At 37.0% G+C, this 17,057-nt stretch carries 16 protein-coding genes; 3 read left to right on the forward strand and 13 right to left on the reverse strand.

Translation table 11 applies throughout. The annotated features are described in order from the left end of the window. Positions 1–84 precede the first annotated feature (84 nt). The 7 genes from P0N36_RS07730 to P0N36_RS07760 form a co-directional block, all read right to left on the reverse strand. A complete protein-coding gene (locus P0N36_RS07730; RefSeq protein WP_275842270.1) occupies positions 85–2,340 on the reverse strand; it encodes an N-acetylmuramoyl-L-alanine amidase in 2,256 nt (751 codons plus the stop codon). A 156-nt stretch (positions 2,341–2,496) separates the two neighbouring features. Continuing rightward, entirely contained in the window at positions 2,497–3,030 is a 534-nt protein-coding gene (locus P0N36_RS07735; protein ID WP_275842285.1) for a Gx transporter family protein, read from the reverse strand. After that, the gene (locus P0N36_RS07740; RefSeq protein WP_275842271.1) at positions 3,014–3,388 is read right to left on the reverse strand and encodes a NusG domain II-containing protein; all 375 of its coding nucleotides are present in this window, start codon (positions 3,386–3,388) and stop codon (positions 3,014–3,016) included. Before P0N36_RS07740 ends, P0N36_RS07735 begins: the two co-directional genes overlap by 17 nt. An 84-nt stretch (positions 3,389–3,472) precedes the next feature. Beyond that, the gene (locus tag P0N36_RS07745; protein WP_275842272.1) at positions 3,473–4,396 is read right to left on the reverse strand and encodes an alpha/beta fold hydrolase; all 924 of its coding nucleotides are present in this window, start codon (positions 4,394–4,396) and stop codon (positions 3,473–3,475) included. A 12-nt stretch (positions 4,397–4,408) separates the two neighbouring features. After that, positions 4,409–5,395 carry a DHH family phosphoesterase gene (locus P0N36_RS07750; protein WP_275842273.1) on the reverse strand — a complete coding sequence of 329 codons (987 nt, stop codon included), beginning with the start codon at positions 5,393–5,395 and terminating at the stop codon, positions 4,409–4,411. A gap of 52 nt (positions 5,396–5,447) precedes the next feature. Continuing rightward, complete coding sequence (locus P0N36_RS07755) at positions 5,448–7,085, reverse strand: lectin like domain-containing protein (RefSeq protein ID WP_275842274.1); 1,638 nt, start codon at positions 7,083–7,085, stop codon at positions 5,448–5,450. Then, a complete protein-coding gene (locus P0N36_RS07760; RefSeq protein ID WP_275842275.1) occupies positions 7,085–8,242 on the reverse strand; it encodes a THUMP domain-containing class I SAM-dependent RNA methyltransferase in 1,158 nt (385 codons plus the stop codon). Before P0N36_RS07760 ends, P0N36_RS07755 begins: the two co-directional genes overlap by 1 nt. A gap of 383 nt (positions 8,243–8,625) precedes the next feature. On the opposite strand from P0N36_RS07760, the gene P0N36_RS07765 reads away from it, so the two are divergent. After that, the gene (locus P0N36_RS07765) at positions 8,626–9,444 is read left to right on the forward strand and encodes a DUF1189 family protein (protein ID WP_275842276.1); all 819 of its coding nucleotides are present in this window, start codon (positions 8,626–8,628) and stop codon (positions 9,442–9,444) included. A gap of 23 nt (positions 9,445–9,467) precedes the next feature. Here P0N36_RS07765 and P0N36_RS07770 read toward each other — a convergent pair whose 3' ends face one another. Then, positions 9,468–10,352 (reverse strand): DMT family transporter, encoded by an 885-nt coding sequence (locus tag P0N36_RS07770; RefSeq protein ID WP_275842277.1) that lies wholly within the window; start codon positions 10,350–10,352, stop codon positions 9,468–9,470. Positions 10,353–10,494: 142 nt separating this feature from the next. On the opposite strand from P0N36_RS07770, the gene P0N36_RS07775 reads away from it, so the two are divergent. Then, complete coding sequence (locus tag P0N36_RS07775) at positions 10,495–10,983, forward strand: hypothetical protein (protein ID WP_275842278.1); 489 nt, start codon at positions 10,495–10,497, stop codon at positions 10,981–10,983. Between the two features lie 121 nt (positions 10,984–11,104). On the opposite strand, the gene P0N36_RS07780 is transcribed toward P0N36_RS07775, so the two are convergent. The 3 genes from P0N36_RS07780 to uvrC form a co-directional block, all read right to left on the reverse strand. Continuing rightward, on the reverse strand, positions 11,105–12,064 hold the full coding sequence (locus P0N36_RS07780) for an ROK family protein (RefSeq protein ID WP_275842279.1): 960 nt from the start codon (positions 12,062–12,064) through the stop codon (positions 11,105–11,107). A gap of 38 nt (positions 12,065–12,102) precedes the next feature. Next, positions 12,103–13,059, reverse strand: coding sequence for an HPr(Ser) kinase/phosphatase (gene hprK / locus P0N36_RS07785; RefSeq protein WP_275842280.1), 957 nt, complete (start codon positions 13,057–13,059; stop codon positions 12,103–12,105). 141 nt (positions 13,060–13,200) lie between these two features. Further along, entirely contained in the window at positions 13,201–15,087 is a 1,887-nt protein-coding gene (gene uvrC / locus P0N36_RS07790; protein WP_275842281.1) for an excinuclease ABC subunit UvrC, read from the reverse strand. 202 nt (positions 15,088–15,289) lie between these two features. On the opposite strand from uvrC, the gene P0N36_RS07795 reads away from it, so the two are divergent. Further along, the gene (locus tag P0N36_RS07795) at positions 15,290–15,973 is read left to right on the forward strand and encodes a TIGR00266 family protein (RefSeq protein ID WP_275842282.1); all 684 of its coding nucleotides are present in this window, start codon (positions 15,290–15,292) and stop codon (positions 15,971–15,973) included. A gap of 112 nt (positions 15,974–16,085) precedes the next feature. Here P0N36_RS07795 and P0N36_RS07800 read toward each other — a convergent pair whose 3' ends face one another. Together P0N36_RS07800 and P0N36_RS07805 are read right to left on the reverse strand one after the other, a co-directional pair. Further along, positions 16,086–16,337: a hypothetical protein gene (locus P0N36_RS07800; protein ID WP_275842283.1), complete on the reverse strand. Its 252-nt coding sequence runs from the start codon at positions 16,335–16,337 to the stop codon at positions 16,086–16,088. Positions 16,338–16,490: 153 nt separating this feature from the next. After that, on the reverse strand, positions 16,491–16,937 hold the full coding sequence (locus tag P0N36_RS07805; RefSeq protein ID WP_275842284.1) for an Hsp20/alpha crystallin family protein: 447 nt from the start codon (positions 16,935–16,937) through the stop codon (positions 16,491–16,493). Positions 16,938–17,057: the final 120 nt, after the last annotated feature.

The raw sequence follows: 17,057 nt of genomic DNA on the forward strand, positions 1-17,057 counted from the left end.
TCTACCTCAAATGTTATTACTTTTATAATACTTCCTATAAGTTAAAGTTGCAATAAAAAGAAGAGGCTGAATCAGCCTCCTTTTTTATCGCTTCGTTGGGTAAGTCTCAAAAGTTTCAAGAATCGATTGATATAGAGCCGCTCCTGATGTTTTCAGGAAGTTCTCATCCTTAAGTTTGGCCGCATCACCTACATTGGTTAAAAATCCGACCTCAACAAGAATTGCCGGCATGCTGGTATTCTTAAGAAGGTATAAATTCTCTCTTTGTTTGAGTCCTCTGTCCATCATGCCTGTATAAGCAACTATATTCTTTTGGAATATCTGAGCTAATTTTGGTGATGTTAGCTTATTCTGTGCACTTGATGGGAAATACAAGGTCTCTGTACCGTTATGACTTGCATTAAAAGCATTGTTATGGATACTTACAAAGAAATCCGCTCCCACTTCATTAGCAAGATCACATCTTTCCTGCAAAGATGGAAATGTATCCGTTAATCTTGTATAGTAGACTTTAATGTTGGTATCTGCATCTAAATGATTTTTGAGATACAAAAGCATCTTCAGATTAACATCTTTTTCAAGTAAGCCATTAGCTACTGCGCCTGGGTCACGTCCGCCATGACCTGCATCAATGACAACAATTTTGTCAAAAAGCTCTCTAGGTCTGTAGGCTTTAATCTCAATCCGGTCACCGACTTCTTCAATCCTGTATTCATATATTGTATTTGATTTGATGATGATTTGGGTCTGATCTTTACTGTTTTGGGAAATATCTATGGTTTCTATTAGGCCGTCATGGACTTTAACTGAGCCTTTTCCAAATACATTCCCATAATTACCTGCTAATGTAATATAGAAAGTTTTATTTCTGTAATCATTTTCATAGATAATACCATCCATATCTATGGCGACATCCACATGTTCTAAGGCAATTACAGGTTTGGTCTCATTTTTATACTCAATATTCTCATAAGTAGGTTCTCTAAACTGAATCATTGTTTCGTCACCGGTTGATTTTACCACTTCATAATCCGCTTGACCATCGGTTTCAACAACGATACGTGTTTTGGTTGCCTCAAACTGAGCGGTTCGTATTTTCTCTACATACTGACCAGATGCTTCACTTTCCTTGGTCCCAAGCAAAGATGTTGTATTGGCAAAATCAATGACCACACGATCCGGATTTGAAAGACGGAAAATGTTCACATCCGGTGCCGCTACACCTTTAACACTAATAAAATCACCTTGATTATTCTGTCCTAGTAGAATATCGTGAATATTATTTTCCGAAGTTGTTACAAGAATTTCTGTACGATTCTTATTAAATGCTACATCCAGTTTGATGGATTCATTTTTTAAATCGAACACGATACGTGTTGCATTAGGATTCGTACTGTATTGGCTGGACCTAATACTTGTCAATATAGGATTTGAGTCATATTTTTTCTCACTTGGTAAACCGGATACGGAACTTGATATATCAATGACAAGCTTTTTATCCCATAAGGTATATTTCACCTCCGATATAGCGGAGGTTGCCTTAATCACAAATCGATTCATAGAACCGGATGTATCATAAGAAATGTCTGAAATCCTGGTCTCAGGATGGTTTTCTGCTGTAAGGGCTATAGAGTCTTTATTTGATGAAATGGCTTCCATTTGTTCTTTGGTTGCTGACCAATGAACAGGTGTGTTTTTAAGTTCTGTCGGTAAGGTTTTGTTTGCACCTTCACCTGTGATGCCTTCCAACTTTTCACCGTCTATAATATTGGTTTCAGGTTCCGTTACTTCAGGCACTTCAGGTTCTTTTGGCATGTCTACAACCAAATCCGCGTTGGTTAACATGGCTGTATAACTGCTGTTATCCCAATCCACTTCAAAGCCCAAGACTTCTGAAACAAATCTAAGGGGAATCATGGTCTTTGGATGGTCTTTGTTAAGATCTCGCACCAGCTTAGCCGGTACATCCAACTCATGGGGTTTTCCATTGACATATGCCGTTTTATCATTAATGGCTAAGACAATAAATTGATCTCGGTAAGTGATGTATACTTCTTCCGTCTTGCCATTCCATTCCACCTTAGCGCCAATAGCATCTGATTCAAAAATCTCTCTTACGGGCACCAAAGTTCTGTTTCCTATGATTACTGCCGGCATATCACCGGTCTTGATTTCTTTCTCATTAATGACAACGGTGACCAGCCTGCTATCGTATTTATATACATTTTGGTCGTATTCAAGGTATAGTTCTTTGGTTTGATTGCCTGCAAAAACGGTGATTTGAAATAAATTTATAATAAGTGCAGTAAGCACCAAAAGACTTATGAATCGCTTCATCATATACTCTCCTTTGAGGTGGCATCCAGATTAAACGGTTTAGTGCCGACGCATGTTCAACAACCTAAATTATAACAAAGTTAATAGGATTAATAAAGTCTTCTGCCGTCATTTTAATCTAACCGTAATACTTGTTCAAAAAATATACACATCAAAATGCTAACTGATATGATCTAATACAATCCTTGCCAGATAGGGTTTTGTTGCCTTTGCCACATAGCCAATAAAGATACCGGCCACGACTGCCGACACTACAAGTATCGGAAAGTAGGTCATAGCAACATAGGCACTACCCGTTATAATGGATACAATTATAATTTGACCAATATTATGACAAATCGCACCAACCACACTGATGCCTACAATACTCACCTTGTCTTTTGGGATACTGGACATCAATAACATACCGGTTGCACTTAACAAGCCACCTGCCATACTATACCAAAGACTCATCATGCTACCAATAAATATGGATGCCAATATTACCCTTAAAACAACTAGAAAATACACGTCTTTGGGTCGGTATAAGTTAATAGCCAATAAGGTAACGACATTGGCCAAGCCTAATTTTATGCCAGGAACCGCAAAGCTTATAGGAATAAATCTTTCAAAATAACTAAGAACCAATGCAATGGCAATTAATAATCCTAGAATAATCATACGTCGCAGAGGTAATTTATTGTGAAATTGCATCAAACTCTACCTCACCTTCTCCTTGCACTAGAACATGAAAACGAAAAGGCAAACACACAATGTTCTGATTCGGCCTAAAAATATCACTGCTGCTTACACAGATTTGATCTGGGCAGGTTGCTTCAATAATACTCGCTTTATGATCATGGATTTCAAGTACATTCCTTCCATTCTCTGTTTCATAAGTAAATATGCCGTCTTCATCTAGGGGTAACACCTCTAACAATTCCCCATCTACATAGACTTCGACATTCAAATGATCTGTCTCTAAACTCTTTTGACCCACTGCCATAATCAAATAAACCAATAATGCAATTAACAGGCCACTCCCTATAATAATTAAGTCGTTTTTTTTCATTTTTTTCTTCCTTTACCTATTTGAACTCCTCCAAGTGGGGAAAGTTGAGTTTATAACATGACACCCATATAATGCACATGGGTGTCATGTTGTTGATACTAAAGCTTGATTCAGCCAATCAAGAATCTTTTCATAGGTCTCATTTCTATTTACTTCATTTAATATTTCATGTCGCATACCCGGCATCAATATAAGTTCATGGTCAATACCCAAGTTTCTATAGGTTTCACTGAGTTTTTTTATACCCTCACCCATCTTACCTGCTGAATCAGCTTCTCCCGAAATAAACAAGGTTTTGATTTTGGGAAAGCCACGCATAAGCATGGTATTATTGGCTTCTAGCGTACCTCTTGACAAGGTCTCGTAAAAACTGGGGGTGTAATTATATCCACATAGTGGATCTTCGCTATATGACGTAACGGTTTCAGGATTAGAGCAAATCCAATCAAAAGGTGTCTTAGGATTATTGACTGTCTTATTATGCACACCAACAGATAAATAATTGAGGAAATGATTGGGTTGATTCGGTTTTATATACTCAGAAAAACGGCTAAGTATAATACCTAGCTTTGCTAATAACTTGGAAGTTATGGGTGATCCCATAACTATGGCCCCAGAAAGCTGTGTTTGGTGGGATTGAAGGTAGCTTCTAAGAATAAGAGACCCCATACTGTGCCCTAGCATGAACATAGGTTGGTTAACATATAACTTGTTATACGCTCTTTGAACAATACCAACATCCTCAACAATGGCATCCCAAGAATCCGTTCTATCAAAAAATCCGGCTTCATGATGACCGATACTGTATCCATGTTGACGATGATCGTGAGCCCAAACAACAAAACCTTGTTTACAAAGATATTTTGCAAAATCGTCATACCTTAAACAATGTTCAGCCATACCGTGTAAAATATGTAAACAGCCTTTCATCTTGCCTTTAGGTGTCCATTTTCTTATTAATATCGGGCTCTCATTATACCCTTCCATAACAACTGTTTCATAATCCAATGCAACACCTCCTTATAAACTATTTTCCTTCTCAAGATAAGAGAGGACTCTATACCTAACATAGGTATTGAGTTCTTTATTCTCCAAAAAATGCATTTCGCTCTTCCTAATGAACCCTCCTGCCATTTCTTCATGTCCACCACCAACGCCTTGATTATTCAAAATATACCGTACCAAGTCATTGGCTCTAACCTCTTTAAGACCACTACGAATTGAAAACTTGATGCCGTCTTCTCTTTTAGCATAGGATACTACGATTGCAACACCCTCAATGGTGTAAACCATGTCACTGATGGTTCCAAGCAAAGAGTCATTACAATCTTCAATATGTATAAATCCAATATTACCATAGATTTCAATGTTTTGTAAGGCTTTGGCATAGGCATATATATCCTCTTTGCCAATTTCATTCATACGTAAATTTTTGATCATAGTAAAATCGGCATACTTATAAAGCCAATAAAACATTTCTGCATCAGCATTATTATTATATCTGGTTAGATTATCTGTATCTGTCATAATACCATAAACCATTGCGGTTGCAGCCTCAAGAGAAGGTTCCACCCCCATCTCCTGGTAATACCCTGCAACCATAGAAGAACATGCGCCCATTTCAGTGCGAATGTCTTCAAATTCATACTTAGCCTTACTCATGTTACTATGATGATCGATGACCCCAACCCGCTTAACTTGCAAATCCGTCAGATTAGAATTGCCTCTTTGAGCATCTATGAATATAATGAAATCTTCCTTATTTATGAAAAAGCCTTCCTCAATACTTTCAAGCTTAATATTAAACATATCAACCATACGTTTGGAATTGGCTTTTTCAATCCGATCACCATATATGATCTTACTTGGTATCCCAAACCGTTCAAGAAGCATGCCTAAGGCAAAGCTACTAGCAATTGCATCCGGATCCGGAATATTGTGTGGCTGTATGTATACCTTATTTTGTTCTTTTAGTATGTTTAATAACATCTGAAATCTTTTGGCCATAAGAAGTCCCTCATTGTTCTAATCGTATACTATGTTTAATATCATACCTTTTCTAATTTTTTGTAAATGCTTTTAAGCATACATTACTCTCTAATACCTTTTCAGTGCTTTCCCAAGATAAGCCGTCAAAACTCATATAACCTCTTCCGTCTGAGAGATCTACATCTTTTAACCAAGCTACATCTTTATCATATTCTGCCGCTACCGGGTACAAACTATCCGGTGTCGTCACCTTAACTATGACTGCAAATGTACCATCCACAGGAATGCCTGTATTAAACTTAACTGTATAATAGCCTGCATAATCGAATGCCCCTCGTGTTATAAGCTTTTTCTTTGAAAAATCCGCTTCGGATTCGAATTGCTCTACAACATAAACCTCATAACTGGTATCCATGTCTGTTGCGTAAAAACTAACAGCTTCCAGTGTTTCTTTTTTATTTGTAGTGTACACATTTGAAAAGAAAGCTGTGTCTTTACCAAATCCTATTCTTCCAACCCATCCCAACCAATCACTTTGATAAATGTTATCATAATTTTTATTTGATTCTATTTTTGTATAAACAATATTTTCCTTACCTATAAGAACGTCGTCGTAGGATACGTAGAAATAACCTTGGTCACCAAATGTAGATCCATAGCTATTACGACAAATAAACGCTCCATTTCTCTTAGGTGGTGTTGTGAAATTGGTTGCACTGTATGTGTCATCCCATCCAACTATTACCACATCATGATTAGGTAAGGATTGACCTTTATAGTAAAAAGCAAAGGTCTTAGGATTGTAGGCATCGCCAAGTTCCTGTTGGGCTATATCTCTAATATGAATGGATGTCTGTACACCACCATATTTCATAATTGCTCTTTTTATAGCTGAGTAGTCTTTGTTCGGTAATATAATTGCTTCTTGAACATGAACCGCAGCTTTTAGATTTGGATTGGTTTTTCCGTCCCCATAAGGATCTTCTGATTCTAGAACAGGTCCAGACCACCTTGCAAGATAAGCAAGAGAAATCTGAAAATCGCCACCTTCATTTTGTGTTAAGTTGTAACCATGATTAAGACTAATATGGTCTTCCGAGAAATCAAAAACCTGACCCGGCAAAAGAGATGACTCAATCGCACCCAAAGTAGCAAAGGCCCAACAGGCTCCGATATCCAATTGGTCTTTGACCGGCGTAACCTTACCTATATTTCTAAGGTCATATACTTCCGGTAGCCGACTGATAATCGGTGCCGCTGTATAAGTTACATTAACTCTTTTTTGGCTTTCAACCCATTCTACATTAGAACCGAAGGCCTCCATAACAGCTCGAATGGGAATATAGGTACGGTTATTGATTATGACCGCTTTTGTATCTATTTCAATGAGTTTCGTATTTCTTATAATATGATTTTTTTCAATCGGTACACGAACTTCTACACTGCCTTTTGTAGCCACCGCAACTTTACTGTTATCTATCCACTGAACATTGGCACCAAAAGCTTCTAGTACCGCTCTAAAGGGTATCAAGGTTCTGTTTGTTTGGTCTATAAAAGGGATTCCGTAATCTGCATTAAATTCCACCTTCTGATTGTTCAGATAAACATCTAAAGTGGATGCCATGACAGAGCTTGTCGGTACCCACCTGGTTACCGGACTCATGTTCATCATGACCAATAGTAAAATAAAACATATAATTCTTTTCATTAGCTATCAGCTCTTTCTATCTTGGGTGGGCGTTTACCTAAATACTGATATAAATTGGTTTTTAACATCCCGTTATATAGCTTTCTCTTCTTTTGTGCCTTTTGTCCAAAATGCTTTTCAAATTCTTCAAATGAGGTCAAAATATAATAAGACCAATCTTCCAAACTTGTAAAGCTTTGACCCATCGTTTTATATAAGTCTTCTACTTCACTTGTATTTGATAGACGCTCACCATAAGGTGGATTCGTCACGATGACGCCATATCTTCGCTTATGGGTTAGTTCTTTAACATCTCTTTCTTGAAAATGTATAAAGCTCTCTACGCCTGCATTCACTGCATTTTCCCTAGCTACTTTAAGAATATCACCATCTATATCAAACCCTTGAATATTTAATGACGCATTTGGATCATACTTTTTATTGGCTTCATCCACTGCTTCCATCCAAAGATTTTTGGGTATTAGATTTTTCCATCCTTCAGCGGCAAAACTACGGTTTAGGCCAGGGGCAAGATTGGCACCAATCATAGCGGCTTCAATGACCAAAGTACCTGAGCCACAAAAGGGATCTACAAAAGCTCTGTCCTTATTCCAAACGGATAATAGAATCAAAGAAGCCGCCAGTGTTTCTGATATGGGCGCTTTTGATGTCATGATTCTATAACCTCTTTTATGTAGGGCTTCAAGAGAAGTGTCCAAACACACACTGACCATGTTTTTCTTGATAAATATACGTACTGGATAGGATGCACCTGATTCCTCAAACCATGATTCTTTGTAAAACTGACCCAAACGCTTCACCATTGCTTTTTTTACAATGCTTTGTATGTCTTTTGAACTAAACAATTCCGACTTGATGGATGATGCTTTTGAAACCCAGAACTTACCGTCTAAAGGTATATATTGCTCCCAGGCTATGGCTTGAGTTTTCTCAAAAAGTTCCTCAAAACTTCTTGCCTCAAAGCGATCCACCTCAATCATAATCCGTTCTGCTGTCCTTAGCCATATGTTGCTTCTACAAACAGCCAGGGCATCTCCCTTAAAAATGACCCGTCCGTCTTCAACTTCTATCACTTCATAACCCAAATCTTTTATTTCTTGCTTCAAAACCGATTCCAGTCCAAAAAGGCAAGGTGCTAATAATCTATACGCCGACATGTTGTTCTCCAATCTATTAGACAACCTGTATATAAACATCCAATCTGTATATATAAGGCTTAAGTCATCACTATCATGGTTAAAGGGTCAAAACTAAGTTTCACTAAATTTACATACAATATATAGATTACGTTGATGCATTCATAACTATATATTGTATGCAAAAGTTCAACTATATAGTTTTGACACCTTAACCATCTATCTTATTATAAGGGAATCAAAATCCACTTACAACCGCATAAGGTTACAATTCTATTACCATTTTCTTAATTATAAATTCACATTTCATTATACCCTATTATCATGCTTCACTGAAAAAAGACTTGTTCTTTAATAACCCTTTGCCTATAATGGTAATAACATCTGATTAGAAAGAGGTTTTTATGAAAAAGTACACTTGGATTGGCAAAATTGGCAAAAGCCTCGTCCCATCTGAATTTTATATTCAAATATTACAAGAGCCGTTAAGAAAAGCTTTTGGCTATATCATCCTATTTATTCTGTTGCTTTCTGTTGTCGTCGGCGGCTACAATAGCTACAATCTTAAAGTCAGTTTTGATAAGACCATAGCAGCTTATGATGCTGGAATTATACCGAATTTCAGCCTTGTTGAAGGTCAATTAGAAGTAGAAGGCACAGAGATTTATCGCATTTTCTATTTTGATTTTCCCATCATAATAGACGGACAGGGTGTATTAAATATTAATGATATGCTGGCCTATAAGAATGCACTTATATTAACACCGAATCGATTCATTATCATTCGAGATGGTATCTCGCCTCTGGTTAACGGTTATGATAATTTCTATAATCCTTATGGGACCAATACTTCCTCTGTGCTCATAAGAGAGGCTATGGTCATGAGTGCTCTACTTGCTATACCTGTTGGTATGATTTTTCAGTTTTTCATATCATTGGTGGATTTCTTTTTTAACAGCTTATTCATACTTATGATTGCCAACTTACTTAGAACCCTATTGGGACTTGGTCTAAAAATCAAACAGCTCTATCACATGACCATCTATGCCATGACTTTTTCTGTCTTTTGGTCTCACTTCAAGATTATGCTTCCTACAACCATGCCAAGAGTTTTAGACACTTTTGTTTACTATGTCATACCATCTTTAATATTGGTTAATGTTTTTATCCATATAAGGAGAAAAGCTTTGGATGAAATGGACAAAAATAAGAAGGATGACTGATCCTATCCCTATAACACACTAACCTATATGTCTTCAATCACATAAATTGAAAGCAAAATCATAAGACTTCCTAAGATACCGGTAAACCTGAGCTGATTATCATCTATGAATAATTTGTACAACAAGTTTATAACCGGAATCAAATTAATGAATAAGGCCGTCATAACCGCACCTACTTTTTTAAGTGCATGGTTGTAAAAATAATGACTAATGCATATTGAGAATAACACTAAAAAAAATATGCTCCCCACTGTTTTTAAGTCCCTGAATGCGACGATTAGTTCCTTAAGCTCATAGGCTACTGTCTCCATTTTGTATATGTAGAACAATATAAGTGTAATGCTACCTGTCGTGACCTGAATGGATACGATTTCTCTTAACTCATATTTAAGGGACATCTTTTCATTAAACAAGGTATAAAAAACTAAGCACACGTTCCCAAGTAGCATGATCCCTATGGTTCTTGGCATAAAAATCATTGAACGCATCGCCTGAATATTAATCAACATAACCCCCAAAAGGGCGAAATGTACCCAGAATATATTTCTGAACCTTGTTTTTTTTCCGATTAGCAAAGCAGCTACAAGGGTCATAAGAGGTATACCACCTATAAAGAGCAGAGCAATATCTAGACTCGTAGCCTCTAAGGCCATGCTAAGGTATATATGAAAACCTGCTATGCCAAATATGCCACCAACACTTAGAGTTAAAACCTTTTTGAAATCTAAGTCTATTCTTCTTCCTAAGATAAAATGTAGGGACCAAATAACAAGGGTTGCCAAAAACAGGGAAACCATGCTGATTACTATAGGTTCCAAAGTCAGTAAATTTTTTCTGGTGATATTATTCGCTATGACATGAATTACAACTAAGGCACTTAAACCTAGGTATGTTTTAAAATTCTTCATAAAAGATATCCCCCTTGATTTATGGCATTTTCCAAAGTCAGTTCCTAAAAATAAGGACAATAGACTATTTAGTAGGTTGCAGATTATGACGATAACCACTTGTGACCCATTCGCTTTGACTTAAAAGACAAGGAGGTCTTATATGCAACCCGAACTCACTTTAACCCTTACCATAATATTATTATTTGTCGGTATCAATATGTCTGCCAATAACACTCTGCATAGTGCTATATTAAATGCCTTATTCTACAATGATACGATTTCACGAAGTATGATTCGCATACTTGGCATAGGCATTATCGCAAGCGCCCTTCTGCTTCTACTCGGTTTGTCTTCTTACACTTTTATCACGGTCAGCTTCATTACCCTCATATTTATCTATCTTCTCATAAAAGGTAGATCCAAATCCGCGCTCGTCAAAGAACAAAAAAGAGCAGAAGCTCTACGTGCCTACAATCAGGAAATCATGAATAAAAAAAGACAAATTGAGGACATGCGTCGTGCTAAAGAAAAAGCCCTACTCATAGCTGAGAAGAAAAAGAAACAAAAAAATGTCCAAGAAATCAAAGAAAATCTTTGGGATGATGGTAGCATGACCAATAAAGAGTTAATTGACCGATTCCAAGAATAAGGGCTCAAATACTGTAAATGTTCTATATCAACCATATTAATTAAAGGGACGTCTAAGACGTCCCTTTAATTAATATCACTTCAGATACTTAGTGAATATAAGGCATCTGACTTACTTTTACCTATACCTCGTTAATCTTATAAAGCATGGCTGCTCCAATAATGCCTGCATCATTGCCAAGTTGTGCTATTTCGATTTTGGTTTTGAATGCCGCTTCTCCACCATAAATTTCATCTACGATTTTTTTCTTAAGAGGTATAATAAGATTTTCTCTTTGTGCGGAAACACCGCCACCTAAAACAATGATTTCCGGTTGGAATATGTTGATGACATTTACAAGACCAACGGCCAAATGGCCAATATAACTATCTATGACCTCTTGGGCTACTTTATCACCTTTTTGTGCTGCATCAAAAGGTATTTTAGCGTTCATTTTTTCAAGATTACCTTCTAACAGTGTATTCATTGCTGATTTCGGATTTTCTTTGGCCGCTTTTTTGGCATCTCTAATGAGACCTGTAGCTGAAGAGTAGGCTTCCCAACAACCCTTACGTCCACAGGTACAGGGTTCACCACCATACTGAATAACCATATGTCCCACTTCAGCACCACCATACCAACTTCCGCTGATTATTTTTCTATCTATTATGATGCCTGAACCTACACCTGTCCCTAAAGTAATGGCGACAAAATCCTTATATAGTTTTCCTGCACCGGACTCATATTCACCTAGGGCAGCGACGTTGGCATCATTTTCCACATATACCGGTAAATTCAAATATTTTTGAAATTCCTGACGTATAGGTGCGTTATTAAAATGCAAATTATTCGCATAAACGATAACACCATGAACCGGATCCGGTGTGCCTGGACTACCAATACCTACTGAGTGAATATCTTCTGTCTTAAGCCCTTCTTCTGCCATTAACTTCATGCAAAGCTCTGCCATATCCTTAACAATAGCATCGTATTTTCTATCGTTTAAAGTTGGTGTTGAGCCTTTTCTTACAATCTCACCTGTCTCGGTTACAATAGCTACCGCTATGTTTGTGCCACCCAAATCTATTCCAATATTGTACATGTTGCCTCCTTATATGCTATCAATGGTTTTTATTTACTCTAAGGTTTATCATTTTCTTCGTCTCTCTCTTGAGAACGACGTAATAGATTACCGGTCACACGGTTGTTTAGTTCCACCGCTGCATTATAACCCATTTTCTTCTGTCTATGGTTAATAGCTGCACTTTCAACAATAATCGCCAAGTTCCGTCCTGGTCGAATGGGAATGGTATGACTTACAACTTTATTACCCAGTATTTCATCATATTCCTCTTCCAACCCTAGACGATCGTATTCTTTTTGTCTATCCCATTCTGTCAAATTAATAATCAAGTCAATGGTCTGGCTCTCCTTAACGGATTCAACACCAAACAATGTTTTGCAGTCTACAATACCTATACCTCGAACTTCAATAAAGTGTCTAATAATATCCGGTGAAGTTCCAAGTAAAGTGTCATCCGATACTTTTTTGATTTCAACCACATCATCTGCTACCAGCCGATGACCTCTCTTAATAAGCTCAAGTGCCGCTTCACTTTTTCCAATACCACTCTCACCTTTTATCAATATACCTTCACCATATACATCCACCAATACACCATGAATGGATATACTCGGCGCAAGTTCCACTTTTAGATATCTGGTAAGTTCTGATAAAAAATAAGATGTTGATAATTTAGTCTGTAAAAGGGGTACACCATGACGTTCTGCAATCGCAATCATATCTTCATCCGGCTCAAGTGATCTCGCCAATATTAGGCAAGGGATTTTTGAACCGAATAGTCTTTCAAACGTTTCCAGTTTTTGATAGGGTGCCATATTTTCAATGAAAGTGTATTCCACTTTACCGATAATCTGTGCTCGGTCTGCATCAAAATAGTCATAAAAACCGGCCAGTTGCAACGCAGGTCTGTTAACATCCGACTGGGATATTTCATAACTGGATATGTCGACTTCCGGTGTTAAATTGGTTAGTTTCATTTTAATGATAATATCCGATAACTTTACAGAATACATGTTCATCCTCCATGTTATGGCTAAGCTTTGACCCTTTAACCATCTTATGATTCTAAACTCAAGCCTCTAGCCAAAGTTTTACTTATATAGAGTATCATAAATAAACATTTTATGCACTAGACATTTTTAATGCTTCTCATCTTAATTATTTTCTATCTCTTCTTCTTGCTTATGAAAGAATTCATACACCCTAAGTGCTATCATTTTGTTCATTGTCGGGGCTTGGCTTAGTTCTTCTATACTCGCTTCCTGTATATGAGCAACTGATTTAAAGTGAAGGATCAGCGCTTTTCTTCTCGAAGGCCCAATACCTTTGATATCATCTAGTATAGATGCTACCTGGGCTTTACTTCTTAATTTTTTGTGATAGTCAATGGCAAACCTATGGGCTTCATCTTGAATTCTGGTGATGAGTTTAAAAGCCTCGGAACGCTTCTTCATAACTATTTCCCGGTTCTCATACAATAAGGCTCTTGTTCGGTGTTGATCATCTTTAATCATACCACAAACGGTAATATCTAGTTCTAGATCCTTAAGAACACTTAGAGCAATATTCACTTGTCCTTTTCCGCCATCCATTAAGATTAGATTGGGCAACCTTGCAAACTTACCCACATCGGGATTTAGTTTTTTAACTAGGATTTCTTTCTGTTCCTCTAAGGCATGGGTGAATCGTCTTCTTAGCACTTCTTCCATACTAGCATAGTCGTTTGGCCCTTTCACATGCTTTATCTTGAATTTACGATAATCTGTTTTTTTAGGTTTACCCTCTTCAAAAACAACCATTGAGCCAACAGACTCAAATCCCTGGGTATTGGATATATCAAAAGCCTCTATTCTGTCAATCGGGGTTTTTATACCTAATAATGACATAATCTCATCAACGGCCCCTTTGGTTCTAGCTGCCTCTTTCTTTATATGCTCCCCAAATTGGTTTAGAGTTAAGGCTGCATTTTCAGCGGCCAACTCTACCAATCTGGATTTTTCACCTTTTCTAGGTACTTTGATATATACCTTTTGCCCACGTTTACTAGATAGCCAAGATTGAATAATATTGGCTTCATCCAGCGCCTCTTGAAGCATCAGTTCTTTTGGAATATAAGGTGTTCCTGAGTAAAATTGTTTAACAAAAATCCCCATAATATCACTGTTACTTAATTCTTCTATACCTTCCAGTCGAAAATGTTCTCTTCCAATCATTTTCCCATTTCGTATAAAAAAAACCTGAACAATCGCCTCGGATTCTGATTTTGCAAATGCTATTACATCCTTGTCTTCCATAGCACCGTCAATTATTTTTTGTTTTTGAGCAATGGTCTGAACGCTTTGAAGTTGGTCCCGATAATCCGCTGCCCTCTCAAAATCCATTTCCTCTGAGGCTTTATACATGGCCTTTTCTAACATTTCAATGACCTCTTTATAGTGACCGTTTAGAAAATCAATGGCCTGATGCACTTGTTCTCTATATGCTTCCTTAGATATATAATCCTGACAAGGCGCATCACATTGATGGATATGATAGTATAGGCATGCTCGCTCTTTACCAATGTCCCTTGGTAGAATTCTATTACAGTTTCTTATTTTATAGATTTTTCTAAGTAACTCAATGGTCTCATTTGCTGCTAAGCTACTTGTGTAGGGTCCATAATATTTCGACTTATCTTTTTGCATTTCCCTTGCAATCATAATTCTTGGATACGGTTCACCAAGGGTAATCCTGATATAAGGGTAATGCTTATCATCTTTTAGCATCGTATTGTACTTGGGTCGATGTTTCTTAATGAGATTACATTCTAGTATCAATGCCTCCAGTTCTGAATCTGTTACGATGTATTCAAAAGAAGCCACACTTGCTACCATACGTTTGATTTTGTTCGTGTGGTGCGTTGACTTTCTAAAATATTGTCTAACTCTGTGACGTAATTTTATGGCCTTACCAATATATAAGATTTCATCCTGATTGTCTTTCATAATATAAACGCCGGGCTTTAAGGGCAGTTTGTTTAATTCTGCTTGTATGTCAAACATAAGCTCACCTTCTTTAATTTACATTTTTGTCTCGGTATTTTAGGTGGGGAACCAACTTCATTATAGCAAATTGCTTGTTAGGGAACAAGTTTCTTAAAATCATATACTAGACACACTTCTTTTTTTTCTCCTATAGTGATAAAATAGGATTAAGCGGTATGCTTTTTTATAAAAATATATTAACACTAGGAGGTAACTAATTATGAAGTATGAAATCAAAGGTCAAACACTGCCTGTTGTTGTATGTACTTTGAACGCTAATGAAACCTTGGTTTCTGAGGCGGGCGCTATGGGTTGGATGAGTGACTACATCACCATGGATACCAACATGAAGGGGGGCATAATGGGTGGACTTGGAAGAGCTTTTTCCGGTGAATCTGTTTTCCTTAATACCTTTACATCAAAAGCAGACAATACCATCATCGCATTCCCTTCTTCTTTTCCCGGTAAAATAGTTGCAAAAGAGCTCAAAGAAGGAGAAACCATTATTTGCCAAAAGGGAGCCTTTCTTGCTGGAACTTCTAATGTTAAGCTTGAAGTCGCCTTTAGAAAAAAACTTGGCGCAGGTTTTTTTGGTGGTGAAGGTTTCATTTTACAAAAAATCACCGGTCCTGGACATGTTTTCTTAGAATTTGATGGCCACATTGAAGAATATATTCTACAGCCGGGGCAAAAATTCAAAGTGGATACCGGTAATGTAGCCATGTTTGATGCATCTGTAGATTATAACGTAGAAATGGTTAAAGGTCTTAAGAATATCTTTTTAGGTGGGGAAGGTCTTTTTCTAACCACCCTTACCGGTCCCGGCCATATTTCTTTACAAAGTATGCCGATTCAGAATCTAGCGGCGCAAATGACTCGTTACTTTAACACAAGTTCTAAGTAGATTAATTATTGGGTAAGACGTCAAAAATTCTCTAAGCCATCTAAGCTTAGAGAATTTTTTGGGTGCTTCTAGGAACCTCATAGTTGATATTGACTTACCTTTTTTCTTGGAACTATTTATTCTTATCCTTTTTATAAGCAATCTTCAATGCAATTTTGGCGCCTAATACAGTAGCTACAAGGGCACCAATTATTGCTCCCACATAAGCGGCTAACTCATAGCCTTGCATACCAGTATGTTCATAGATTTCGAGTCCACCTAAAAAAGTGCCACCCACCACCAAACCCAAGTAACCACCAACAAAAATACCAACTAAAAAACCAATAAAACCACCGATGATACCCGGTAACAGTTTTGTTTTCATTGTTTCCCATCTCCTTTGTGTACAGTTATATTTTAACATATAATATGGCTTTTCAACAGAAGCTCGAAAAAATGGCATAGCCACTATTAGCAACTATGCCATTTAAATGAATTACACATCTTTATTTAAGTCTTCCTAATCGATTGTCTTTTCTTACTTAACTTCAATCCGAATAGAATTATCCACTTCTTCTTTCTTAGGTGCTACTATGGTTAATACGCCATTGTCTAACTTAGCACTAATTTTGTCACCCTGAATGTCTTTTAACCCAAACATTCTTTGCATAGAGCATATTTTTCTTTCTCTATGGATGTAGTTGGATTTTTCTTCATCGACTTCATCCTTACATTCTACTTGAATCAATAGTTGGTCATCCTTATAGTCAATGGTCAGGTCTTCTTTTTTCACACCCGGAAGATCCGCTTCAAGTATGTATTCTTGATCGTTATCTTTGATGTCAATCTTAAATGAGCCATAATTTAATGCTCGAGATTGAAACAAAGAATCGTTGAATACATCATCAAACATACTGAAAATGTCTGAAAAATCATTGCTTCTCCTTGAAACTTGTCCACGTGCATAAGGTGTTAATCTAAACATATAAATGCCTCCTTTAAGTATTTTGTTAGCACTCCTCTTAGGTGAGTGCTGATTATGTTTATAATATACACCCAACTTCGTCTTATGTCAACCCCTTTTTAATAATTTTCTTGTTTTTTC

This window comes from Petrocella sp. FN5, assembly GCF_029210395.1.
Classification (GTDB): domain Bacteria; phylum Bacillota; class Clostridia; order Lachnospirales; family Vallitaleaceae; genus Petrocella.